The organism is Leptospiraceae bacterium (assembly GCA_016708435.1).
Lineage (GTDB): Bacteria > Spirochaetota > Leptospiria > Leptospirales > Leptospiraceae > UBA2033.
Genome location: JADJFV010000034.1, coordinates 456,280 through 481,629 on the forward strand (window position 1 = coordinate 456,280; position 25,350 = coordinate 481,629).

21 protein-coding genes are annotated in these 25,350 nt (G+C 35.9%); 8 read left to right on the top strand and 13 right to left on the bottom strand.

The window, feature by feature from the left end:
* Positions 1 to 44: 44 nt before the first annotated feature.
* Both IPH52_24875 and IPH52_24880 read right to left on the bottom strand, forming a co-directional pair.
* The gene (locus tag IPH52_24875; GenBank protein MBK7058221.1) at positions 45 to 791 is read right to left on the bottom strand and encodes a hypothetical protein; all 747 of its coding nucleotides are present in this window, start codon (positions 789 to 791) and stop codon (positions 45 to 47) included.
* A 141-nt stretch (positions 792 to 932) separates the two neighbouring features.
* Positions 933 to 1,448, bottom strand: coding sequence for a TIGR02206 family membrane protein (locus tag IPH52_24880; GenBank protein ID MBK7058222.1), 516 nt, complete (start codon positions 1,446 to 1,448; stop codon positions 933 to 935).
* Positions 1,449 to 1,715: 267 nt separating this feature from the next.
* Between IPH52_24880 and IPH52_24885 the strand changes: the two genes are divergently transcribed.
* The gene (locus tag IPH52_24885; GenBank protein ID MBK7058223.1) at positions 1,716 to 3,461 is read left to right on the top strand and encodes an LptF/LptG family permease; all 1,746 of its coding nucleotides are present in this window, start codon (positions 1,716 to 1,718) and stop codon (positions 3,459 to 3,461) included.
* A gap of 8 nt (positions 3,462 to 3,469) precedes the next feature.
* On the opposite strand, the gene IPH52_24890 is transcribed toward IPH52_24885, so the two are convergent.
* The 4 genes from IPH52_24890 to IPH52_24905 are packed head-to-tail and all read right to left on the bottom strand — an operon-like array spanning position 3,470 to position 10,062.
* Positions 3,470 to 6,799, bottom strand: coding sequence for an AAA family ATPase (locus IPH52_24890; protein ID MBK7058224.1), 3,330 nt, complete (start codon positions 6,797 to 6,799; stop codon positions 3,470 to 3,472).
* Positions 6,771 to 7,352 carry a DUF4194 domain-containing protein gene (locus IPH52_24895; protein ID MBK7058225.1) on the bottom strand — a complete coding sequence of 194 codons (582 nt, stop codon included), beginning with the start codon at positions 7,350 to 7,352 and terminating at the stop codon, positions 6,771 to 6,773. Before IPH52_24895 ends, IPH52_24890 begins: the two co-directional genes overlap by 29 nt.
* A complete protein-coding gene (locus IPH52_24900; GenBank protein ID MBK7058226.1) occupies positions 7,352 to 8,806 on the bottom strand; it encodes a DUF3375 domain-containing protein in 1,455 nt (484 codons plus the stop codon). The genes IPH52_24895 and IPH52_24900 overlap by 1 nt, the downstream gene beginning before the upstream one ends.
* Positions 8,803 to 10,062 carry a 3-deoxy-D-manno-octulosonic acid transferase gene (locus IPH52_24905; protein ID MBK7058227.1) on the bottom strand — a complete coding sequence of 420 codons (1,260 nt, stop codon included), beginning with the start codon at positions 10,060 to 10,062 and terminating at the stop codon, positions 8,803 to 8,805. Before IPH52_24905 ends, IPH52_24900 begins: the two co-directional genes overlap by 4 nt.
* A 207-nt stretch (positions 10,063 to 10,269) precedes the next feature.
* Here IPH52_24905 and IPH52_24910 point away from each other — a divergent pair, with 207 nt between their 5' ends.
* Genes IPH52_24910 through IPH52_24920 form a run of 3 tightly spaced genes read left to right on the top strand, consistent with a single transcriptional unit; the run spans position 10,270 to position 12,384 of the window.
* Entirely contained in the window at positions 10,270 to 10,773 is a 504-nt protein-coding gene (locus tag IPH52_24910; protein ID MBK7058228.1) for a hypothetical protein, read from the top strand.
* A gap of 55 nt (positions 10,774 to 10,828) precedes the next feature.
* Positions 10,829 to 11,266 carry a copper chaperone PCu(A)C gene (locus IPH52_24915; GenBank protein MBK7058229.1) on the top strand — a complete coding sequence of 146 codons (438 nt, stop codon included), beginning with the start codon at positions 10,829 to 10,831 and terminating at the stop codon, positions 11,264 to 11,266.
* Between the two features lie 41 nt (positions 11,267 to 11,307).
* Complete coding sequence (locus tag IPH52_24920; GenBank protein MBK7058230.1) at positions 11,308 to 12,384, top strand: hypothetical protein; 1,077 nt, start codon at positions 11,308 to 11,310, stop codon at positions 12,382 to 12,384.
* On the opposite strand, the gene IPH52_24925 is transcribed toward IPH52_24920, so the two are convergent.
* The gene (locus IPH52_24925; GenBank protein ID MBK7058231.1) at positions 12,381 to 13,250 is read right to left on the bottom strand and encodes a class I SAM-dependent methyltransferase; all 870 of its coding nucleotides are present in this window, start codon (positions 13,248 to 13,250) and stop codon (positions 12,381 to 12,383) included. The two genes, IPH52_24920 and IPH52_24925, sit on opposite strands and share 4 nt — an antisense overlap.
* A 291-nt stretch (positions 13,251 to 13,541) precedes the next feature.
* Here IPH52_24925 and asnS point away from each other — a divergent pair, with 291 nt between their 5' ends.
* Entirely contained in the window at positions 13,542 to 14,831 is a 1,290-nt protein-coding gene (gene asnS, locus IPH52_24930; GenBank protein MBK7058232.1) for an asparagine--tRNA ligase, read from the top strand.
* Here asnS and IPH52_24935 read toward each other — a convergent pair.
* From IPH52_24935 to IPH52_24960, 6 genes are read right to left on the bottom strand one after another with little or no spacing between them, the layout of a single operon-like run.
* The gene (locus tag IPH52_24935; GenBank protein ID MBK7058233.1) at positions 14,828 to 16,204 is read right to left on the bottom strand and encodes a hypothetical protein; all 1,377 of its coding nucleotides are present in this window, start codon (positions 16,202 to 16,204) and stop codon (positions 14,828 to 14,830) included. The genes asnS and IPH52_24935 overlap by 4 nt on opposite strands.
* The gene (locus tag IPH52_24940) at positions 16,201 to 16,800 is read right to left on the bottom strand and encodes a hypothetical protein (GenBank protein MBK7058234.1); all 600 of its coding nucleotides are present in this window, start codon (positions 16,798 to 16,800) and stop codon (positions 16,201 to 16,203) included. The genes IPH52_24935 and IPH52_24940 overlap by 4 nt, the downstream gene beginning before the upstream one ends.
* A complete protein-coding gene (locus IPH52_24945; protein ID MBK7058235.1) occupies positions 16,800 to 18,530 on the bottom strand; it encodes a VWA domain-containing protein in 1,731 nt (576 codons plus the stop codon). Before IPH52_24945 ends, IPH52_24940 begins: the two co-directional genes overlap by 1 nt.
* A 6-nt stretch (positions 18,531 to 18,536) precedes the next feature.
* Positions 18,537 to 19,583: a hypothetical protein gene (locus IPH52_24950; GenBank protein MBK7058236.1), complete on the bottom strand. Its 1,047-nt coding sequence runs from the start codon at positions 19,581 to 19,583 to the stop codon at positions 18,537 to 18,539.
* A complete protein-coding gene (locus tag IPH52_24955; protein ID MBK7058237.1) occupies positions 19,565 to 21,151 on the bottom strand; it encodes an AAA family ATPase in 1,587 nt (528 codons plus the stop codon). The genes IPH52_24950 and IPH52_24955 overlap by 19 nt, the downstream gene beginning before the upstream one ends.
* 1 nt (position 21,152) lies before the next feature.
* The gene (locus IPH52_24960; protein MBK7058238.1) at positions 21,153 to 22,991 is read right to left on the bottom strand and encodes a VWA domain-containing protein; all 1,839 of its coding nucleotides are present in this window, start codon (positions 22,989 to 22,991) and stop codon (positions 21,153 to 21,155) included.
* Between the two features lie 16 nt (positions 22,992 to 23,007).
* On the opposite strand from IPH52_24960, the gene IPH52_24965 reads away from it, so the two are divergent.
* From IPH52_24965 to IPH52_24975, 3 genes are all read left to right on the top strand, one after another.
* Positions 23,008 to 23,829, top strand: coding sequence for an RNA methyltransferase (locus IPH52_24965; protein MBK7058239.1), 822 nt, complete (start codon positions 23,008 to 23,010; stop codon positions 23,827 to 23,829).
* 3 nt (positions 23,830 to 23,832) lie between these two features.
* Positions 23,833 to 24,885: a glycosyl transferase gene (locus IPH52_24970; GenBank protein ID MBK7058240.1), complete on the top strand. Its 1,053-nt coding sequence runs from the start codon at positions 23,833 to 23,835 to the stop codon at positions 24,883 to 24,885.
* Positions 24,886 to 24,992: 107 nt separating this feature from the next.
* Positions 24,993 to 25,313, top strand: a complete 321-nt coding sequence (locus IPH52_24975) for a hypothetical protein (GenBank protein MBK7058241.1) — start codon at positions 24,993 to 24,995, stop codon at positions 25,311 to 25,313.
* Positions 25,314 to 25,350 lie beyond the last annotated feature (37 nt).

Sequence of the window (25,350 nt, forward strand, 5' to 3'; positions counted from 1 at the left end):
GACTCATAAATGTAAGTTTTCCAATGAATGATTTCACTTCTTCTTTATTCTTTCGATAGAACGGATTTCTCCGTCTTTGATATAATATCTTTAGCAAAGCGTTCACTGAACCCCGATAGAAAACCAATAATAGCAAATATGTATTTATCATTTCCGCCATTCATGTTCAAAGGAATAAACCCGGACATGACGAGTGCAGAAATAAAAAGGGAAAAGATAACACCGATTATCGGCTTAAAAAAACCAGTTAGGAATAAAACACGGTGATCATTTACATCGTAAAATTTAGTTTCTGCATTGGTAAGTCTTGTTGCCATACTGAGAACGCTTCCCCATCCAGCACTTAACACAGTGATTAAAATTAGTGGAAATTGCAAGTTGAGGCTAATCATCATTTCATTCAACAATTTATAACCGAGGAAAACCGCGATATGCCCAAGAATCGTTGTAACAAATATTCCAAATAATACAATGGAAAGCGGAGAATTAAGAGTAAACAGGGATCTCCATAAAAAATTACCTACTTTAATATTGACTGAAAGACGATCTTCTAAATCCTCAATTAACAATTCGGCCAATTCCAAATTTGGCTTTGATTTAGTCATAGCTACAAATGCCATTTCTGCTTTTTGTAAAAGTAGAAAATTATTCGATTTTTCAATATCTGAAAGCAAATGAATGAGCCGTGCTAAATTCTTTTCCAAGGAAGGTTCAATTTCTTTTTCTATGCGTTTCAAAATTAGATTACTCAATCGAGTTAATTTTTCAGTATGCGCTTTTTCTATATTCATAATGCCTTCCTTTGTTTTATGAATCCTTATTTATAAATAAAAAATGACAAGCAATAAATTGGAGAAGAAAAAGGAATTTGCCACAGAGTCACTGAGGTATAGAGAGAAGCTGCTGAATATAGTGAGTTTATCATTAACCGCTCAGTTTCTTTTTATACCAAAGGGCAAATACAGTAGAATAGAAATCACTAAGGTAATTCCTTCCATCGAAATTAGATACCAGGGATAATGACCAAGATGATTAAAAAATGTGTTGTTATAGGTGGGCTTTGAGATAAACATATAGTTTGCGTTTACAAGTGAGTTAACTCCAAAGACGAAAGCCCCAAAGACGTTGAGAAATATCAGCAGTTTCCACAAGGAGACTAGCTTCGGTTTATATCCCTGTATCCAAACCATATAAGCACTTGCTAATATAATAACGGCGTGAGAGATAAAGAAATGATAAAACCGAAAATGCGGAAATCCAAGCCAGAGCTCAGGTGATACAATCGCAACTATCGCACCACCGATCCCAATAAAATAAACTACTTCAAAAATTTGATAACTCCGCAGGATACGCATGATTATACTCATAAATATGGAAACATCACAGAGTTGTAGGGGAAGTCCAAATTCAATTTTCCAACTCTTCGTTGTAATATACAGTATTGCAATAAAACTTCACCCGCTAAAAGAACAAACGCAATCAAATATCGAAAAAGCTTTTCTGCTTTTGGACTTCCGTGTATTTGTTTTCTAAAAAAAAGACTGATATAACAGCGATGAATGTGAGGATAATAGCTATCATATGAGAAATAGAAAACATCTCAAAGCGCGGCTCCATTGTATAGAAGTTGAAGAGGTTCATCTATTAATCGAAGGTAACTTTATTCATAAAAATCTCTTGTAAGTAAACTGTAAATAGGAAATTCTGCAAATAGAATGTCTACTGATACTACAAATTCGCCCGATCTACGAACAGTCCGTCTTAATTCGGCGGCTGATATTCCAAAGGATTTTAAAGTTCATACGGATATCAATCGATGGAATCCTCTTAAGAGAATTCCCATTTTGAATTGGTATATTATGGCGGAAATCATTGGTCCATTTCTCGTGGCACTCGCTTTTTTTACAGTCATCTATATGAGTATGGCTCTCCAAAAAATGGTTGGACTTTTTGTGGGGAAGGGTGTGGATTTTTTCCGGCTACTGGATTATTTCGGTTATCTGCTAGGAAATACTTTGCCCTCGACAATTCCTATGGCTTGTCTCATGAGTGGGATCATGGCGGCAGGAAGACTTTCAGGAGATTCCGAAATTACAGCGATGCGGTCAGCCGGTGTTAGCTTCACGAGAATATATGCGAATTTCCTAATATTCGGATTTATGTCTGCACTCTTTGTTGGATATTTGAATTTCTATCTTGCTCCGGAGAATACTCGCAAGATGAATGAATTCAATAATTGGATAGCGGCTTACAACCCAATGCTTGCTGTAACTCCTGGACAATTCAGTGGAGATCAAACCCAGGAACTATTTCAAAAAAAAGGACGGACTCTTTATACAGAAGGACTCAATCGCGAAACCGGTGAACTCTCCGGAATCCAGATTCGTGAATGGGAAATTTACATGGAGGGGAATGAGTTTATTCAACACAATAATATTACAATCCCGATGGGAGGTTCGCGGGTAACACAGATTATCTCCGCTAAGACTGGAAATATTATTGAAAAGAAAAATTCAAAAGGAGAATATGAAAAATCCGTCCGACTCAAAGATGGATTCGTCTTAGAATGGAATGAAAAGAAAGATGGATTTGTAGTAACTGATTTCATGGGTGGAGAAATGGATTATAACATTCCAACCGAGAAAGAAAAAACTGTGATAGGATTTAATATCAAACCAGAAACTTTCTCTTTTCCGCTACTTATAAAAATTAGAAACAGCATCCAATCAGAAGGCTTAGAAGAAATTCCTGGACTTGAAATTTTAAAAGAGATGAATATTTCTATTAAAGGCGTTGATGGTTTAAACCAACTTGTTGAAAAAATGAAGATGGAAATTATTTTGGATTCACAAAAGGGAACAGTCTCTTCCTCCGAGATGAGTAATCGTTATGCGGTATTTACACAGCTACAAGGATTATTAAAAGACACCAAGAAAACACTGATTGCATTTAATATCGAAATTCATCGTCGACTTGCCATGCCCGTATCCTGTCAGATTTTTTTCTTTCTTTCCTTTCCACTCGGGCTTGTTGTAAAACGCTCCGGCAAAGGAATGAGTTTTACTTTGGCTATCGTATTTTTATTTATCTACAATGCTTTTTTTATTCTGGGGAGTGGAATCTCTTACAAATCAAATGTGCCCGATTGGATAGGACCCTGGAGCGCCAACATCGTAATAGCCTGCATCAGCGTCTACATCATGGCATCGCGAACAGACATTAGCTTTAGAGATAGTTTTATTGGAAAACTCTTTTTCTGGATAGGGAAGCGTCTTAGTCCTACGGTAGAAAAACTAAATGCAAAACTTTCTCCCATTTGGATTTGGGTTAAAACAAAATTATCCCCTATCACAAAACCAATTGGCAGATTCTTTGGTTTATTTTTCTCTAAATCAAAAATTCCATTCGTATTTTTGTTCCAATCTCTCTTGAAGTTAAAAAATCGCTTTAAAAGGAATTAGGTAACGGGTTATTTTTCTTTTTTCTTTCTCAGTGTTTCCATTGTGATTGGGTATACGCGGGAGTCTTTTCCTTCCTGGTTATTCGCAACTAGGTGAATCGAAGAGATATAAGGCTCTACAATGCTGATTTTATCTAACGGTGTAACAACGAGTAACTGCAAACCGAGCTGTTTAAATAAGTCCATGGCGAATCTGGAATTCTGATTGTCTAGATTATTAAACATCTCATCAATCACCACTAAACGGAAAGATTTCTTTTCTCTAATTCCAAATTGATAAGATATTGCAGAGGCTAATATAGTATAGGCGAGTTTTACAGTTTGACCACCGGATTTACCTGCACTGGAATCATAGACTTCTTTTTGCTTTCTGTCTTCGCGGGTAAGTTCGATTGCACGGAAGTCAAGCCAATTGCGAACATCAGTGACAAGCTTAACCCATCTGTCAGTATTTTCGGAACTTCTATTTTTAAGTTTATCGAGTAAATCTCTTATCTTTAGAAATTTTACCTCGTTTTCTTCTGGACGCTCTAAGTCAGGGATACACTCTGTTAGCTCACGCTTGAAATCAGAGATTTCCACATTCACAGTAGGTTGACAATCCAATTGAATAAATGTATAACCTGCAATATAATCAATTGTTTCTAATGCTTCGTTTAATTCATCGATCTTTAAAAGGATTTCTTTTTCCTGGTCGTTTAAATCTTCTCTAAATTCAGCAATTTGGTGTGCTACTTTTTCATCCATCATTCGTCTGAATTTTTCTTGGTATTCGGGAAGTTTATCATTTTGAATTTTAGTTAGTTCTCTTCTGAAATCAGGAATAGATTCTATTTCTGCGGTTAACTCAGTAGTTTCCGTTTCAAAGTTTTTGATATAGGCTTCCATCTTTCGAACGATTGTAGTTAGAAATTTTTGCTTTGCTTCTTCTTTGTCTTCTTTTTGTTTCTCAAAGAAAGTATGCAGTTCATTTTGTTTGTTCTTAATGTTTGCGAGGCTAAGTTTATTTGTCCCCGTGATACGTTTTTCAATTTCTGGTTTGTATTTGGCATACTCATCGTCTTTAATCAGCGCAAGCACACTCTCACATTCTTTGATCTCAGTCTCATATTCTTGAATGTCGCGTTCCAGGTTATGGCGTTTCTTATCAAATTCAGTTCTATCTCGCTCTAGTTTTTGAATTTCTTGTTTAATGCTATCTAGTTTTTCTTGAATTTTTTTAAGACTATTCGTTGATACTTCTAGTTCTTTTCTGTGAGATTCTGTTTCTTTAATTACCTTTTCGATTGGATCCGTATCTATTTCTGAATAATTTTCGAAGCGCAAAATCTCTCTTAGCTCGATGTCATTTTTCTGAATTGTTCTTTTTTCTTTATCGAGGGCATCCATTTTAGAGTAGGCATCTTCGTATTTTTTTTCGAAGTTTTTTAATTCTTCTTCAAGTGCCTTCACTTTATCTGTATTAGACCATCCTAATATATACTTGGACTTGTCCTGAATAGAATTCCTATCGTCTTTCTCATGCCTTGTGCGGGAATGCTTGATTAGCCCCTCGCGGGTGACGGCTCTATCTTCTTTTTGAAAATCTTTTAAGGAGTCTGCACAGATATAATTAAAATCATTTAAAATTCTAGATTCAAGCCAATAGGTGAAAGGAGAATTTGGTTTAAATTCTAACTTATAAAACAAAGAATCAGAAGAATTCGGCTTGGTATTGCGGTTATCGTTTTCAATCATTCGAAAATAAACCAGCTTTCCTCTGAGTCTTGTCTTATTGATAAAATTATTCACTTCCATATAGTGTTTATCTGGCACAAGTAGGCTTCTTCCAAAATTGTTTAGAAGTTTTTCGATAGCACCTTTCCAATCAGACTCCTTTGCTTTTACTTGCATGAGTTCACTGGCATATGGCAATTCGTCGATGGGAATATTTAAAGCTTCGCAGATTTCTCTACGCATTTCAATTTGAAGACCCGGAAGAGAATCTTTTCTTGTTTTCAAAGAATTCAATTCTAATTCAAGCTCTTGTTTATTTGTGTGTAAATTGTTTCGAATAATAACCCATTCATCTCTTTTCTTCTCGATTTCTTTTTGGTGATCAAGATTTTTTGTGATCTTAGATTCTGCTAACTTTTTATTTTCATAAAAACTTTCTTGCGAAATTTTAGTTTGCAAAAGTAAATTAACAGCCAGATTTCTATACTTATCAAATGCAGTCTGGCGGGTAACGAGAACTTTGCGTTCATCTATTAATTGCTTCTGGAGTTCAGTGATTCTTCTTCCAACAGAATCATTTTCTAGCGTCGCATAAAGACTTCTTTCTTCTTCTCTCTTGCGAGTTAATTCAGAGACCGACTCTCCTGTCATGTCTGTCATTTTAGAAAGATTAAACTTTGTAGTTTCTAGATTTTCTCGAAAGAGTGCAATTTTCTCTTTTGAAAAGAATGCGGGTAATACGAATATACTTCCCTGGATGTTTTGAATTTCTTGTAAAATTTCCTCATATTTTATAGCATCTTCTTCAATGGGAACAAGTTCTTGCATTTGCTTACGAGCTTGCAAAATCGCGTTATAACTATCGTTTAAATTTTTGTAATTCTTATCTAAATCTTCCACTAGTTGATTCATATCATGTTTTTCTAGCATATGCTCACGAATGAATTCTTTTAAATTGCCGATAGATTTGATGGCAACGATTTGATTAAATAAATCGAGTGCTTTTTCAGAACGAAGCCCTACATTTTTTATAAACTCGTGAACATATTCTTTAAAGGAGTCAAAGATCTTTACTCCTTCCTGTGAGCGTAGAGTTTTTTTGAATTGTTTTATATCACCCTTGTGGTTAAAATCTTCTTTTATGGTTAATTCTTTTTCGCCCACTAGATAAAATTTATCCAAAGCTCCATTGTTAAACCACATGACCTGTGCAATTGTCGCATAACGTTTAATTTCTTCACTGTAAAAGACTGCGAGTAAAATCGAAATATGCCCCTCGCCAGGCTCGCGCATTTTTAAGATTTTGCTTCCGAGCGCCTCGTCTGTGGTCTTACCGTAATTACCTTGAATATAAGTTTTTTCATCTCTGTCTCTTTTGCGCTCTGTTCCACTTGCCAGGTTATAATTTCTTTTTTGGGATGGGACAAGTAGTGTGAGCAGTGCATCGACTAATGTAGATTTACCAGAACCGTTTGCACCTGTGATTAATGCAGTTTTACCGCTTGTGTCTACTGAATATATTTTTCCATTGCTAAACGTTCCCCAATTTAAAAATTCTAAACGGAGGAGACGATAGCCCATTTCGGTATTGATTTCAGTCATCTTGAAGAGTCTTTCTGTCATTGTTTTCTAAAAGCCTTGCCTTAATGGAATTTAATTCTTCTGCGCGAATTCTAACCTTAATGATCTTTTCTATCTGGTAAAATTCTGTCTTTTCTTTCTCGATGCGACGAAGAAAACCAAGCTCTACCACTTTTGCGATTAATCTTTCGTATTCTCTATATTGAGCTGCTTCGTTTTGTGTCTTTGGATAAAAGGGATTTAAAAGTTCAAATAGATCTTCTTTTTTTAATAGATTCGCCATGTTTGTATCTTCAATGACTTGCTCTGCTAATTTCTCTCGAAGCAACACACATAAAAGGGTTATATCAAAGGGTAGGGGGACACGTCTTGTTATCCGTGGAAGACCTAGATCATCATCACCCGAAGGTTGATATAGATAAGCAAAGCCATCATCCGTATCAATAACTAAATGAAGTCCAATCTTATCGAAGTATTTTTTTAAATCTGTCTGATAGGTAGAGAGTTGATCCCATTCTTTTGGATCCAGATCGTAATTGACCGGTCCTTTTAGTAATTTTAAAACGGCACCTGCGTAGGGTAAAGTATGTTCCATTAGATATTATAAACCACCTTTGGAAATTTGATTGAAACGGTTTCGTCATCGTCTTCCGAAATTGTAAATTCTACTTTTTGCGAATTATCAACAGTATGATGTTCTCGATTGGAAGCAATCCAGAGATATGTAACGAGCTCTTCTACGCCTTTCTTTAGCGGATACTTCTCAATTACTTCTCTGAGCTCTACTTTCGGCTTGTATTTTAGAAGCGAATCAATATTAGCCAATAGCTCGTCGATATTAATAGAGCTATTTCGCATAAGTAGCTCCATAATCTCGGGACTCATTTCATTATTTGCATTTTCTAGCGCATAATCAATCTTAAGCCCTTTGTCTTTTTTCTCCCAGAGTGGTCGCTCGATTGGGAGATAAATTTCAGGAAAGCTTTCTACGGAATAAAAATCCTTTTTCGAACCAAGCGCCGCTTGATTTTTAAGGGCAAGACTTTTTATATCGTTGATTATATCTTTAATGCGTCGATTTTCTTGTAGACTCTTATCCGATAAAGCCTTTCGAATTTGATCTGCCATTTTATCCGTTGCCCGATTTACTTTTCGACCTGAATCAAGAAGTTGCTTTTTTAATTTTCGCAAAAACTGACTTTCATCGATGGCGCGAATATCTTCCCTTTTATAAAGAGTATTTATAATTCTCTCAAATTCGTCTTGCCTCGCAGGAGAAAGTATAAATTGCCAGAATGCTTTAAAGCTTTTGCCTTGCTCTGAATTCATAAGCTCTTCATCAGCATTTAGCACATACTCAAGAACCGCCCCTTTTGTAGAAATCTGGTTCATGTATTTGTTTTGCGTTTGCTTGGTTATATCAGAGAAGTTACGCTCGATTTGCCGGAAGTCTGCGACTAATTCTTTAGCTTCTTTTAAGGCTAATTTGAATTGTTCTACAATTTCTCTTTTGTCTAATTTTTTAATTTCCCCGCCGGACTTTAATCGTTCAATTTCTTGTTCGATGCTTTTCTTTTGAGCTTCTAGAATTCGAATCCGGTCTTGCGAAGTCGCAACGTTATCTTCTACAAGTTCTTTTAAAAGGTGAAATATATTTAAAAACCGAGAACGAGTCGATACAACTTCTCCCAGTTCAATTTTTTCAATTTCGGAAACCCATTTGAATACAGATTCTATTTCAGGAGTGATTTCAATGTAAAATTCTGATTTTGTTTCTTCATAAAATTTTCGCACAAAACCGTCATTAGCCCATTCATTGATATAATGATCAGAGGATAATAATAATTCGTTCTCTAATAAGTTTTCTTCCTTGAAGGATTCAATCGTATCCTTTAGAGTTCGAGCAAATGCTTCCGCTTCAATGGTTAATTGGTCGTAAACCTTAAACTCTGTATAAAGAAAGCTTATGATAAAAGCGGCGTAATCTTTTTTAAATAATCGAAAAGCTGCCGAATTCTTGACTAGATTTTTAATTCGTGGGTAATTCATTTTTTTAGGAAGGCATTATAAAAAGCAAGGGAAGCACCTAAACGTGAGAGCACATACTCTCGATTTGTCGCACTTACGCGACTCTGGTATTTCTCTTCAGAATAAATTCGAATTGCTTCTAAAAACTCCTTACTAGAATTTACTGTTCTTAAACTTTCTTTCTCCTTTAATGTCAATGCGTCAAAGGAATTAAAAATTCTGCTCCCCGTAATTAAGGGTAGTCCGAAATAGGCGGGCTCGAGGACATTGTGCACTTTATTGTGCGAAGCCCCACCTACATAGGCAATTTTTCCATAAAAATATGCAAAAGCCAGTATACCTAAAGCATCAAAAAGAATAATTCTATCTTTACAAGGATTTTTTACTTCACTATAAAGGGAAACAGTAAGTTTACGTTCTCGCAAATATGCCTGAATTTCTTGGATTCTCCCTACATCAACCTTATGCGGAAAAATCCAAATAGAATACCCCAAGTCTAAAACCTTCTCAATCTCGGCTAGAACGACTTCATCGCATTCTTTGTAGGTCGAGGCTAGAATTAGAACCGGATTTTTGAGGTAAGACTCCGCAAATTCCGTGAATTTAGAGTCTGGCTTCTTACTTTTAATCTTATCTACGACAGAGTCAAACCTTGAATCACCCAAAGACTTCACCGAAACCGAATTATCTGTCAATTCCTGAAAGGGTAAAATCATAGACTCGTTAACCGAACCAATCCCAGAAAACCTTGCGAAAATCGCTCTCGTGAGGCTACGCGCAAAAAACGATGTGCGCTTTGATTTTGGATCGAGGACAGCGGAGGCAAGGAAAACTTTGCAGTTGTGTCGCTTTGCAGCAAGAATCAAATTAGGCCAGGAGTCCCAAGCCATTAGAACAAGGGAATCCGGCTGAAATTTTTCAAAAATAAAATCATAGGCAAAATAAAAATCTAGAGGAAGGCGAAAGCTAAGATAGGTATTTTCCAAATCATAATTTTTTTCCTGAACGCTCTCTGAAAAAACCGACTGAATTATCAAACTATTCGGCTCGTTTTCTTTTATAGATTTTGCTAAGGCCTTGCACTGGTCTAATTCTCCTACCGACGCCGCATGAAGCCATAAAACGCGATTGATTCCTAATTCATAAGGAATCTTCCTTATTTTTTCTTTATCCGCCTTACGCTTGCCAAGAAAAACTTTTGCCTTTTCACTGAAAAGTGAAGCAATCAAAGTGATTGGATAGATTAGAAATGTAAATAGAATATAGAGACCGACCATTTTGTTCTAGTTTGTTTTTAGGTATAAGTTTGTCATCTTGTAATTTACCAACTTAAAGACTAACAATCAAGAATTGGTTTTGCTTTTCCATACAAAATATTTCTACTAGCCGACTTAGGTAAATCCATCAGCTAACATTGAATAAAAAGAACTTTATAGAAGAGGCTATCCTAAATTAATGGAAATAGAGATTAGAGTAAATGTAAAATGAATACAAAGTTGAGTCTCATGCTTAAAAAATTCTGGACAGCATTGTCTTTTGGAATGTTCTTTGGCTGGCTATTTCTTTGGGCATACAGTGCTTATACTCATATTGCGCCTAATTCCAATAAGCCGTCGATTAAATTATTAGAAACCAAAGAAGAGTGCAATTTACAAACAAGAGACTGTAACTTCAAACTTCCCTCAGGAAGTGAATTCAAAATTAATTTTTCCCAAAGACCGGTCTCTCCTAACAGGCAAACAGACATTATCCTTAATGGAGAAGATTCAGTCCTTCAACCATTCGCTATAGATTTTAACGGTGCTGAAATGGAAATGGGTTATAATCGATCCGATTTTTCAAAGGTAAAGCCAAATACGTATAAAGGAAAATTTATTTTACCAACTTGTTCGACTAAGACTTTTAAATGGAGAGCGATTCTTTTATTTAAAGACAGGGAAGAAAAAATAGTAGGTGTTCCTTTTTACTTTGATGTAAATCAGAATTAAAAGATTTGAAAAACAATTAAGTGAAAGAGTGAAAATAAAATACAAGGATATTAAAATGAGAAACCTATTTATACTAACATTGTTCGTAATTGCATTTCAGTTTAGCATAGCTGATTCTAAAAAAGAGATCACAGTAGAAAATGCAAGAATCAAAGCTGTTCCAGGTGCAAGCCAAAACACCGGCGGGTTTATGGTATTAAAAAATTCTTCCACAAAGGATGTCAGTTTGGTTAAAGCTGAATCCGATATTTCCAACTCCGTCGAATTACATACTATGATGATGGTAGATGGTGTAATGAAAATGCGTCCTGTCGAAAAAATTGAAATCAAAGCAAATAGCTCTGTAGAATTAAAGCCAGGCAGTTTTCATGTAATGTTTATCGGGCTAAAAGCACCATTGAAAGTAGAAGAAAAGAAAAATCTAACTTTGACTTTTAGCAACGGGCAGAAAGAAATTCTGTCTATTCCCGTAAAAGAAATAACTATGAAATAACGTCAACTAAAGGTATATTTCTAAATACCGAAATATACCTTATGAAATTAAAAAGAATATCTAAATTCATTGTTATCTTCTCTTTGTGTTTTCAGTTCGTTATACTCGATTCACAGGAATCGGAAGACTCGACTAAAAAAATCGAAAAGAAATGGGGCTGGGAAGAAGGCGAAGCAAAGTCAACGATCAAGAAAGAAATAAATCTTGAAAATCCGGTTCCTACTTTTTTAACTCAGTTTCAACCTGTAAAACAGGAATTCCCAATCAACCCCGCAATGGAAAATATAATCAAAGGAAAAGCGGGAACCAAAATCACGATACCGGCTAATTCCATTTCGCTCCCATCGGGTTATAAACGGGGAGATATTCTTACATTTGAATTGATCGAGATTTATAATGACCTTGATTTTATTACTTCTAGCATAGGCTTATTTTATTTTGACCCAAATCCGAATATATTTGAGTCTGCCGGAATGTTTAAGCTATCAGCGACTTATTACGATAGACCGCTTCATTTAAAAAGAGGAGTCAAGTTAAAAGTGGAGATTCCGCATATAATTCAAACAAATAGAAAAATGAAAATGTATAAATTCGATGAAAGAGAAGGCTGGACAGATAAAGGAAATCTCTCCTCTTTCGAAAGAACAAAGTCTATCGAAGAATCATCAGACGGACCAAAAAGTTTTCAAGACGAAGGTCGCTCTTTCTTATTTAACGCAATGGATGATTTTAAATGGTGGAATTCTGATTATCCCAATCCAGACACAACTTGCATTGAAGGTAAAGTTTTAATTACAGAGGCTAATCCTCCTTATTCGGTAACTTCTGTAGGAATAGATTATAAAAATGCTTCCACACGTTACGCAGACGGCACCAAATTTCAAATGAATGTCATTAAAGGCAAAAAAGTGAAATTAATCGCAATGGATGCAAGAGGAAATATTGGATTATTAAAAGAAATAAATACAGGTAGTCTAGCCACATTCCTAAAAGAAGGGGATAATGGCAAATGCACCGACGTAGGTGCAATCGAAATAAAAACTATATCTAGAGATATTCTACGTGATAGAAAAAAACTATTAAACCATTTGGGATTAGTTGATATAACCCAGCCTTAGCTTTTAAAATGAGAATACAGACTAGAAAACTTCTTACTCAAAAAATAAGCACAGAATCCGCCTGGCAGCTTACCGCCAGTATCCTCCTTTATGAATAACTCTTTTGAAAAATAAGATCCTTCTGATTTTATATACCCTTGTAAAATCCGTGTAAGTGTAAGCGGAGAAAATCCAGTAGAATGACAGGACAAAAGCACAAACTCTGGCTTATTCTCACAAAGCTTCATCATCTCCTCAATCAGTGGAATTAAGTCATCTTCGATCTTCCAAATTTCGCCCTTAGCTCCTCGACCATAAGTAGGCGGATCCAGGATAAATCCTTTGTAAGGATGATTTCGTTTTACTTCTCTTTTTAAAAATTTTAAAACATCATCTTCAATCCAGCGCACTTTTTTATCAGCAAGACCGGAAAGTTGTGCATTTTCTCTAGCCCAAGCAATCATTCCTTTTGAAGAATCCACATGACATACCGGATAATCTCCATTTAACGCGGCTAATGTGGACATGCCGGAGTAAGCAAAGAGATTTAGAACTTCAAAATTATTTTGAATCTCTCCCATTTTTTGGATTAATTCCCAGTTCGATTCCTGTTCGGGGAAAATGCCTATATGCCCGAAGGGAGTGAGTTTTATTTTAGCAGAAAGACTTCCGATTTCAATCGAAAAACTTTCAGGAATCTTGCGGTAAAACTTCCATTGTCCACTACCCGTATCATTTTTCGTGTAGTGTGCATCCGGCTTTTCCCAAAGTTTAGGATTGGTTTTTTTATAGGGAGAGCCTAGGGCTGGGCGTATCAATTTATATCCACCGATGATTTCTAATTTTTCATAATCACCAGAATCGATTAATTTGTAAGAACTACTCATGCTGTCATTTTTTGAATTCAAATCAGTCGTGCAATCCTAAAAAAGCGTATTGCCACAGAGTCACTGAGACACAGAGGACTATGGAATGGTGTCAGTTTTATTCATGTGCATCACTTGAAAGAGAACTAATAAAAAAGAAAATATAACCATGCAACTGAATTCTAGCATGAATTATGAAAATAAGCAATATTTTTTTAAGCAGACTCTCTCGAATTCCCTCCGTGTCTCTGTGCCTCTGTGGCAAAACTTTTTTCTTCTTTTCATTTTTTACATTTAAAAAATATTCGAATCATGAATTTATATGATTTATCTAAGTATTTAAACCAATCCATTTCTCTTTCCGGCTGGGTTCATGCCAAACGAGGAAACAATAAAATCCAATTTTTACAAATTCGAAACTCCGGCAAGATTATTCAAGTAGTTTGCGAAAAGGAAAAACTGGGCGAAGTCGCTTTTGAAAAAATCAAAGCCCTTCCTCAAGAGACATCTATTGACCTAAAAGGCACCTTAGTGGTCTCCGAAAAATCGGAATTAGGGTATGAAATTATATTAGGTTCTTATAATATAGTTGGGGATTCGCACGATTATCCAATCACACCCAAAGAGCATGGACCGGATTTTTTACACAACAACCGACATCTATGGCTTAGATCCAAGCGCCAACTATCAATTCTCCAGATACGAAATGAATTGTCTTTTCAAATCAGAAAATACTTTCACGAAAACCATTATGTATTAATCGATACTCCGATTCTGACTGGTTCTGTTGGCGAGAGTGCAGGCACACTTTTTGAAACCGAATACTTCGATGAAGGCAAAGCATACTTAGCTCAAACAGGTCAATTGTATTTGGAAACAGCAATTTTTGCGCATACGCAGGTCTATTGCTTTGGTCCGACTTTTCGTGCAGAAAAAAGTAAAACAAGAAGACACCTCACCGAGTTCTGGATGCTCGAAGCAGAGACGGCAAATTATCACAATGAGGAAAATATCAATCTACAAGAAGATTTTATTCGCAAAATTGTAACGGATACTGTCAATTCGTCGCTAGGACATTTAAAAATTCTAGAGCGTGAGCCAGAAACAATATTAGGATATGTGAATAGACCTTTCAAGAGAATTTTATATAACGAAGCAATAGAAATTCTAAAATCAAAAGGGGAAGGTATAGAATGGGGAGAAGACATCAATGCAGAGAGAGAATATATTTTAACGACTTATTTTGATGGTCCCGTATTCGTAATGAATTATCCAAGATCAATCAAAGCATTTTATATGAAGCAAAACCCACAAGATGAGCGAACTGTTTTATGTGCTGATTTAATTGCTCCGGAGGGAGTTGGAGAAATCATCGGCGGATCAGAGCGGGAAGAAAATTACGATAAAATTGTAGAGCGGCTAAGAGAAGAAAACCTCCCAGTAGAAAGCTATTCCTGGTATTTAGACTTGAGAAAATACGGCTCCGTTCCTCACGCGGGCTTTGGTTTAGGCTTAGAACGATTAGTCGCCTGGATCTGTGGACTTCCTCACGTTAGAGAATGCATTCCATTTCCAAGACTTATGGGTAGACTTTATCCTTAACTGATTTCTGTCGAGTATGGAATTGGTTTAGAGCCTTTCGTATCAAGATTAAAATCAATCTCTAAATCAATTTCATTCGAAAAAAGAGATTCAATTTCTTTTCGAAATTGTTTCTCTGCGGCAAAAGAAAATGGGTGTAGTCTGCGAATAGATAATTGAAGGCTTAAATCCTTTCTTTGCCTGTATTCATATTGGAGAATAGGGTAACGCTTCATTATCCGCGTAAGATCAACTGGATTGACTAACTGATTTTTCTTATTGTAAAATAAAACCTGTCTTCGCATTTCCATTTCATAGAGTCTGGGAGTAGGGTCACCGCAGGAACAGGTTTCAAATTTCAATTTGGCTCTATCTCCTGTTTTGTAGCGGAGTAGAGGTATAAAGGGATTACGCCCTCCTGTTATTGTGATTTCACCCAGCTTATGCTCTTCAAGAGAATCTCCCGATTCATCAGTAATCTCCAAAAAAATATCCGTTGGCAGAATATGAAATTCTTCTGGATGAAGAGGACAACTGTAAGCTAAAGGTCCTGTATCGTTGAGCGAATAATAATCAATTACCTTTGTATCAAAAGTATTTACTAATTTCTCTCTTAAAGCAAAACTCATTTCCATCGAAGTAGAAACAAGGGCAGCAGGTTTATATTTTAAATCTATTTGTAGCATTTTGGAAAAAGCAAATGGATCTCCGGTTAGAAATTCGGGCGTGAAATCATCTAGATAAATCTTTGGGCTTTCTTCTTTTCGCCACGAGCTTTTATCTAAATTAATCTTTGCAAAACCAGTTCCGTTTAACATTGGCACCACTGTAGAGTATACAGCAGTTTCTTTCTGAGCGCAGACCAGCATACATCCAACATTATCCTTTGTGAATTTTGGATTCACTTTATGTCTTTCCAATGCAAAGAGTAAGAGTGGAGTATAACAACCAATAGCCATTGGATGATTGGGAGTTATAATAGGATGTCCCGTTGTGCCAGAAGTGGAATTCACGATTAGCCGCTCTAGGGAAATAGTTAGAGGAACTATTTTTTCAAGAGAAACAGCCAGATCTTCTCTAGACATACATTTGATTTTTGAAAAATCTTTTCGAATGTCAATTCCTTTGGTATTTTCTTTAAATAGAATTACATTCTCTTTTAATCTTTCAATCCAGATTAAAAATTCTTCTGAAATTTTATTTCCTGACTTCCTATCGGTATGAAGTCTTTCTTTAAAATCATTGATTTGAATTACATCTTCTTCGTTTAATCTGTCTCCACAGGTGTAATTCCAAATAGGCGAATGCTCATGCTCTTTTAGTTTTTGGTAAAGCCCCATATATTCCTGTTTCATGAGCGGCAAACGGCTCTTAACTTCTTCTGGTATATTCATTCTCTGTTCCATTTTGAAGCAGCTTCTTCTGCTTCCTGTCTAGCAATCGCTTCTCTAAGTTCCTGTGCTCTTTTTTGAGCAGCCTTACTTTCTTCGATTAATTTTTGTCGCTCGATTGAATTAACCGTTGTTAGCCTGTCTTGCGCATGATTGTCAGTTTCGCCTTTTGGTTTTAAATTTAATTCTTTCAAGCAAAATCGAACTAGCTCTTCCCTTCGTTCTGAATCTAAGACAAACTCTTTTGCTTCCACAACGTTTGCTAAATCTTTTAACTTCACACCCAATAGTTCTTTTGTTTGATTCCCAAATTTATTTGCAGAAGTAAACCATGAATCACCAAGTAAATACGAACTGATTAGAACTAATTGGAGATAATTCTGATTTTGCGCTGAATGCTTCATTTGAAAGGATTCATAAATCTTACGCGGATCTTCAGAAGCACCTAAATCAAATAGTAAATCATTAACGACAGCTCCAACGAAAATTTCCCCCGCATAATTCTTAGGAGACGAAAGCAAAACAGGAGGTCTAAAAAATTGCTCAGGGCAGTTTTGTAGTCTTTGTAGTAAATAGAATAAATCAGGACCGTTATCCATTATACTTCCCCATATTTCTTTTTACTAAATTCTCTTGCAAATACAACAAGTGCCGCCCAATCGTTTACTCTGTGTATATCCCAACCTTGCTTACTGGCGGCTACTAAGTCTTTAGTTTTTTTCCAATCACTGTAAAGATTTAACACAAACGTTCCTCCTGCACCACAATTTTTCAAACTCATTTCGGAAATATTCCAACCGGAATTATTCTTCTCATCCTTGTCAAACATGGTCGTAACCCCCTCATCCGATACAACTAAGATATGGACTTTTCTTGCATTGGGCTTTCTATCTTTATAAGTATCTCGTAATATATGAATGGGAAATGCAGTAGAGCCTCCCAAATAACCAGTGATGATTTTTAGTATTTGTTTTTCATCTGAGATAAATCCATCGGTTGTAATAAATTCTCTCGTTCCACTCCAAAGAGTTGCCTGCACGCGTGCTCCTACACGAAGAGCGGATAATGTGATGATAGTCCCTGCAAGCGCTAGAAAAGAGATATTACTTTTTGGATTTGGCATAGAACCAGAACAGTCAATATATATATCTAAATCAATTGGTTCTTTTTCTGGCAAGGAACCTTCCGCATAACCGTAAGTTTGCTCTACCGTTGTAAATCCTGGAATTACTACAGGACTTCTCATCGCTGTCTGAAACCAATCTATGTTTTCAATCGGTGAGCTAATATCCCATATATCAACTCCTTCCATCAAAGGCTCTTTTGAAACCGGGTTTTCCTTAATAGGAAATGGAATCAAATAAGGAGCCGCTCTTTCTTTATAATATTGAATTGTAATTTCTTCTTCTGTCATTTTAAGACCGAGAGCTTTCAAAATTTGTCCATATTGGAATGGCTCTCTGTGCTGTCCGCTGCTTCCGCCAGTTACAGAGCTATCAGAAGGATTACTATGATTATCCTCATCGAAGGCAGGATGCTTACAGTCAGTTAGCTCTCCATCTTCAATTTCAGTTAGTCCACTTGGAAAATCAGCCCCGAGACCTGCTTCACTTGCATCAAGCCATACACTCATTATGCGCTTTATTTCCTTCCCGCCATCTTTGATTAAATAGGGAAGGCATAAAGCCGCAAATCTTCCCGCACCTCTTAGCCAGTCTTTCGAAAAGCTTCGTATGATTCGATTTCCAAATTGTGCATCTCCTTCCAAAGCAGAATCCATTTCTCCTTTAGCGAGACTACTATTAGTTAATCCCCAGAGAATTTCATAGATTCTCATGTAAAATGTCCACAATTTATCGTTCGAGTTGTCACCGATTTTTGCGTAGACTTCCTCCATTTTTAATCCATATTCTCTTTTTAGTTTGTCGTTTATTAGTAAATCCGAATATAGATTTGATACAAGCGGGGCTAAATGCTCATAGCCGGGTAATGCTCTTTGGATACGGGCAATTATGCGCGCATTATCTGTTAGATCAGCAGGGCAGTAAACATGATGTCCAATTTCGTGGCACATAATTTCTAACGGATAATTTTCTAACTTGTTTTCTATTACCATTCGAATACTGATTACGACTGCATGATCGTCTAAACGTATCATGGCAAAGCTTGACGATAAGTATTCCGTATTCTCTTCTTCCTTTGTAATGCAAAAATGAGGAGCGGATAATTTTAAATATTTGCTCCAAGTCTCAATTGCTTGGGGCCAGAGGGCAAGCCATTTCTCTTTTAAATCAATTGCTTCTTGCAGTTTTGCGTTTGAGTTTGGCATTTTTATCTAACCAAGTCCTAGAACAAATATGCAGTGAGAGTAGGGACTCGAAGCACAGCAAGTAAATTCATTGCTCGCTATGCTAGAATAATTAACAAGCGGAGAATAGTTAATAGCCTCTTTGCCATTTTGAATATTTCCAGTTTTTGTAATCTTAAAATTTGTCGTTTCACTAATACCCTGACTAGATGTAAGAGATAAATACATATCGTCTGAAATTTTCTGCAGATAGGAACCAAAAATATCAGCGTATATTACATATGAATTTAAACTATCGGAAACTACAAAATTTCCATTCAAATATTCTATCTCCGGTGGCTTATTAAAATGACCGCCAAATCCAGTGAAACCGCTAATGCGTCTTATTAGAATCTTTTTAGGTGGAGAGTTTTCCTTCATCGCATTCTCAGGACTAAGCCACGGATCTCCACTTAATCTTTCAATAAACCTTTCACGGTTAAGATTCTTTATATTAGAATTATCTAATATTATTTGTAGCAATTCCATGTCGAGAGTCTTCATTATTTCCAAACTAGTTTCTCTATATTGAGCCATGCCCGAAACCCAAGCAGCAACTATTCCTGCTTGAAAGAGTTCTTTATTATTCTTAGCTTCTATAATTAGCTTTTGAAATTTAGCCAGCCAGATTTCAAGTATTTTTAAATCAAAATTTCCAATATTAAAAATCGCATTGGCAATCGAGCTTATATATACTTCCGGATTTTCAAACAATCTATCATTAGAAGACTCTATGCACTGGATAAATTTGTTTTCGAAAAAAGGATAACGACCCGAATTCCCTAGGTAGTTTTTGCCAACCAGTTCCAGAATTTTTTCATAGAGAGTAAGCAATAGTAAGGATAATTCTTCTTTTCCTCTAGATTGATTTTTTTCAAACACAGGCTCAATTACAAATCCAATGTAAAAGAAAATGACTTCTTTTTCTATTACCGGAAAAGAGAATTTATAAAAACTAAAAAGAGAATTTAGTTTCTCCCGATTGTCTTTTAACAAGCTAATTAGGACTGGATTTTTTATTTGTTCTGTAGCCATCTTAGATAATTGGAATATCTTTGGTGAAGATACTTTAATTTTAACACATCATCAAATACATGTCCGTAGAGCTTTCGATTCTTACTCCAATCTTCCATGATTCTTGCAATCTTCGCCAACTCTTCGTTTACCTCTTTCTCGGTTACTCCCTCTAAGCCGTGATCAAATTTCTTTTCTAAAGCTTCGAGAGGATCTTGCTTGTCTAAGTCTAGTCGATCGTATTCTGCACAGGATAAATCAAATAACTTTCGAATCCAACTAACTCTATCTACTCGATACACTGTGTTGCCGGGTTGCTCAAAGAAAGGGGCATCTGAATTTTGTACTAATTTATCGTGGAAAACAAAGGGTAGTATATGTCTGACATCATCGAACTCAACCGTTTTTTTACCCCTAAAATAAGAAAGAGCTTTGATGAAAACAAGACAGGTCATGATAGAGCGAACCGATAGACCATTGCGAGTTTGATTTCCGAGATCTTTTAATTTGTCTTTTCCTGATTCCGCATTTGCAATGGAGCGAAATTCAATTCCAGAAATTTTTACATTGTCTTTTGTTTTGTATTCTAATTGCTCGCTGGCTGATTCATAAAGTTCAAAATGACTAGAAAAAAATTCAATTCGACGAAGTAGTGCTTCAGGGAGAATAATTTCAAGTATCTCCTTATTGATTTGATTAATTTCTTCTTCGGTAAAAATAATTTGCTTTGGAACAGATTCTTCTGGCTTAATTCCCTGCTCAATTCTTGAAAGCAAATCGCCAATAAATCTTGAATTAAAATGAAGAGCTTTCACAACAATGTCAATTCTATCTCGGAGTGCTTCGATGACTTGATACGTTCCACCACCGGCATCATCGTTAGCCGTTAGATACCAAGCAGCTTCGGGGCATTCATAAATCTGATCTAGAATCTCTGCATAATTATCACCCAATACTGTCAATAGCGCAGACTGAGTTCTTGTTGGAATCCGATTGTATTCATCAATAATTTTAATTCGCATACCTAGCCATTTTCGCCATGAAATTTTAATGTCATCCATATCTTTAGCTGTCATTAAATCGGACGGAATCGGATTACCGAGTAGATCTGAAATCGTCATTTGCGGTTGTCCATGTTGAATGGCTCTCTTTATATCTTTAAGAGGATAACCAGCAATTACCCCCATTAGAATTGCACTTGCAGTCTTGCCCCGACCAGGCCCACCAATAATCAAACATCTTCTTCGTGTAACCAAATTCAGAAGTGGAAGCAAAACAAAACTAGAATAACTCTGGTCCGATGGAAAGGTTACTCTACTCTTGCTATCACCAATCGCATACGTTTGATTAGCCCCTTTGTTGTATTCTATATCATAATAGGGACTTATGATTGCATTGTTTACAATCCAGAGATATGCTTTTCTGAGTTTTTCGTCTAATCCTGATTCGCCGCTACTTTCTGACTGAGTTTCATTACCGCTAACAGGACCGGTGTATAAATCGGCAATATCAAATTTACTCTTCGATTTATTTGCTCCGGGTAGAGTAGGAGATTCAGAAACTTTTTGTGTCTTATTAAATATTGCCATATTATAATCCTAATTTTGTATCTACCAATAACTTCGTAGCAGATTGAATTTCTCCTGTTTCCGTATTGATGAATTTAATATAGATTTCATAATTCGCATCTTTTTTGTAAAGCTTACTATTTACTAGTAAATTTGCACCCAGGAGCTTACCAACTTTAACCGCATTTGCTTCGTCTACTGCCTGTAGGTTGAGTTTCCATTCTGCTAATACTTTTTGCAAATCTTTTCTTTCTACTACTTTAAAAGTCTTGTTTCGAATAAATCCCAAAAGCAACTGCTCTGCAAAGTATTCTCCATTTTTTGCAGATGTTTTGCCTTCTATAGCAAAAGGTAGAACGCTCACTGTGGTCAATGGCTTAATCGAAAAAGTTGAATAGTCAACTAGTTGAGCAATGGCTTTGTCGAATAGTTTGTTTAATGTTTCTTCTTTATTTTCTGTAGAAATTTTACTTGCACTAAAATACTCGTCGCCAGAAGGAAGAGGTTTGCCTTTAGCCGCTTGAATTTCTTCTTTCGCGAATCGAATGACAATGCTTTCTAATTTATCCGTTGGAAAATTTTCTCCCGTATGGTGACTAACGCTTCCTGCTGCCCCACCTTCACTTTCTCCTTTTTCACCATAAGTTAGAAAAATATATTTTGCGGAAGTATACTGAGAAATCTGCCGTAACACATATTCTCCGTTTATATTTAAACCACCTGTTCCAATCGTAAAAAGTTTTATTCCTCTTTCGCTTGCCTCTTTCATCGCAGATACATAGGTATAATCTTGCTTATAGTCTAAATGAGGAGGTGCATCGGTAATGATAAAGCTGAGTCTAATCGCATTTTTGCGCCATTCAATTTCTTTCAAGGAATCTTTTAAAGCAGATTGTAAATCTTCTGGATAATCGCCTCCACCGGCAGCATCTACTTTGTTTAATTCTTTTTTGAATTTTTCCAGATCACTTGTAAGTGGAATTACCTTGGTAACATAGGCTTCTTTCTTATCCCGATAGAGAACCATTCCGAATTGAACCTGGTTTTTCGATTCGCCTGCTAAGTTTAGATTAATGATTTCAATTGTATTTTTTAATCTTTGGATTTCTTCTCCCATGCTTCCGGTTGTGTCCATGATAAAGACTACGTCAAGAGGAATTTCGTTTTCTTTTGATTGGGTTATATCTAAAATAATTTCTTTATTCCGAGAACCCTGTCTATCCAGCGTCAAATCATTCTTAGCCGTATCCTTAGAAGCAATGGCTTTAAAAGTAAACACCTCTGGATAGAGTGAAGGAAAGAAAAGAAAAGTTCCATCTGCATATGTTTTTCCCTTGGCTATTTCTTTATTATCCGCTAGTATGACAATATCTGCATTGGGAATCGATCTTCCATTTTTATCTTTCACGGTCAGTGTAATTCTTTCCTTGATGTTTAGATCAATATGAGCAGCTGTCGTTTTGAATTTTTCTAGAAAGTTTACAAACAAATTAAATTGTTTATTATCATCTGCAAAGCCTGCCTTTAACCCTGACTCTGATTTTTCAACCTGCTTATTGGAAGTGGGTTTTGAATCATCTTCTGATAAAGCTTCTCCGTCTGTAACTCCAGAAGCACCCTTTGCTTCCTCCGATTTATCCTTTTTCTTATCTATCGAAGGTCTCACTGGAGATTTAGAAGGGTCTTTTCTTTTTTCGTCCAATTTTGTAGTTTCTGAATGAGGTGAAGAGGGCGAAACTTCTTTTCTATCCGAACTCGCACAATAAAGAGTTTGCAAAAGGAAAAAAAGTAAGAATATAAAACGTAAAAATGGAATTCGTTTATTCATTTTCATTGAAATAAAGTTTTTCTGTATAGTCATAAATTATCCGATAGCTATGTTAGTGATTAATACAATGAATATATTAAATATCAACAGTTTTTCAAATGAAAAAGTAAAATATGTCATAAAATTAAAAGAGAAGCGCTTTCGAGACAGGGAAAGAAAATTCGTAATCGAAGGTTACCGTGAACTCGCAAAGGCAAATCTCTCAGGTAAAATAAAATTTGACACTCTCTATATTTCTCCTGAATGTTTTTTGGGGGTAAATGAAGATGATTTGATTCGAAAAATCAATGTCAAGACGATTGAACTTCCTAGAAAAATTTTTGAAAAAATATCTTATCGAGACAGACCCGATGGGCTTCTCGCAGTAGCGGATACTCCTGATTTCGGATTCGATTATGAAGGAGATAAAAAGGGAAGTCTTTTTTTAATCATTGAAGGAGTTGAAAAACCGGGAAACCTTGGAACGATTCTTAGGACAGCGGATGGAGCAGGAGTCTCGGCTGTGTTTGTAACCGATGCAAGGATTGATTTGTTTAATCCAAATGTTATTCGTGCAAGCACTGGAACTCTATTTACCTTACCAACTTACATTGCAGAAATCGAGAAATTAATCGAATACTTTAAAAAGTATAAAGTGCAGGTAATCGCCCTTAGCCCTGAAGGGGTTCAAAATTATCTAGAGCCGAACTATAAAACGAGAACGGCTTTGCTTTTTGGAAACGAGCAATACGGATTATCTCCTTATGCAAAAGAAAATTCTGATTCACTCGTATCGATTCCTATGCAAGGTGAGTCTGATTCTTTAAACCTTGCCATGTCTTGCGGAATTATGGTCTACGAAGTTTTACGCCAGAAAATGCAAAGGAAATAGCCTGTGAATGTAGCTTATTATATCAGTGGGCATGGATTCGGTCATATTAGCCGTTCCTATGAAGTAGTTAAATATCTACAAGAGAATGCACCGATTGAGAAACTTTTTATCAACACTACAAGAAAAGATTTTGTAAAGGACAAGACTGATAATTTAATCTTTCGTGAAGTGACAGTTGATGTTGGGATGGTGCAGCTTAGTTCCATTAGCCTCAACGTGGAAAAAACACTTGAATCTATTCTTGAGTTTGAGAAAAACAAAAGCTCATTGATTGAGTCGGAATTAGCATTTCTAGAAACGGAGAAAATTGGTTGTATTATTTCAGACAGTTCTTCTCTTCCTTTTTTACTTGCAGATAAATTAAGTTTACCTTCTTTCTTTATTGGAAATTTTACCTGGGATTTTATTTACGATAACTACACCAAAGACAATTCCTATTTTGGAAGTTACGCCAATATTCTTAAAAAAGAATACTCTCTTTGTCATTTCGGACTAATTCTACCATTTCATTGTCCAATGAACTCAATCCCTAGAAAAAAAGAAATTGGAATCATTGGAAGACGAAGTCTAGAAGATCGTCAAACAGTAAGGGATAGAATTGGTTTTACGGATAAGAATCGTTATTTTCTTTTTTCTTTTGGTGCCTACGGAATTTCTGATAGTTTAGGATTTGAAAACTTAAAAGACAATGAATGGATTGTTGTTTCTGGATACGAAGGACTAATTGGCGAGAAAGTCATTGATGTCAAAAATATCTATTATCCCGATTTATTGAAGGCATGTGATTTTGTTTTAACGAAACCTGGATACGGAATTCTTTCTGAAAGCTATTTGGCAAATACTCCTGTGATTTATACAGATAGAGGAGATTTCGCAGAATATCCGTATCTTGTAGATGCTTTAGACAAATTTCATTTTGCAGCTTTCCTGCCTCAGTCGGATTTATTGAGTTTTCAGTTAGAAAAGGCAGTCTTAGAGATTGAAAAACAAAAGATTCATAAGAAAATTCCTACCTTACTCGACGGACGGAAAGAGATTTTAGAGCAAATTTTTTAGCGCGGGTTGTGTATTTCACTTTTCATCGAGGTGTATATGGTAAATTATGGCGTTGTAAGAACTTTTAAACTAAGATTCTTTACTTAAATATATTTATGGAGACAAGTATGTTAAAAAAATTAGGGATACTTATTCTTATCACTTCATTTTTAGCTGTAGCTAATGTTTTTGCTCAAGAAGAGGAAAGCGATACAACTGAACCAAAAGAAGAAATGACTGAAGATAAAAAAGATGCAAAGGACGCTAAAGAAGTGAAACCTGCTAAAACCGAAAAAAGCGACAAAAAAGCCGCTAAGAAAGGTGGAAAAAAAGGTGGAAAGAAAAGCGGCAAGAAAGGTGGAAAAAAAGGTGGAAAGAAGGGCGGCAAAAAAGATGCTCCTAAAGCTGAAACCAAAACAGAAACACCTGATGCAGAAGAAACAAAGTAAGAGTCGTAATTAGATAAGATTCTTTCCCAAAGGGATA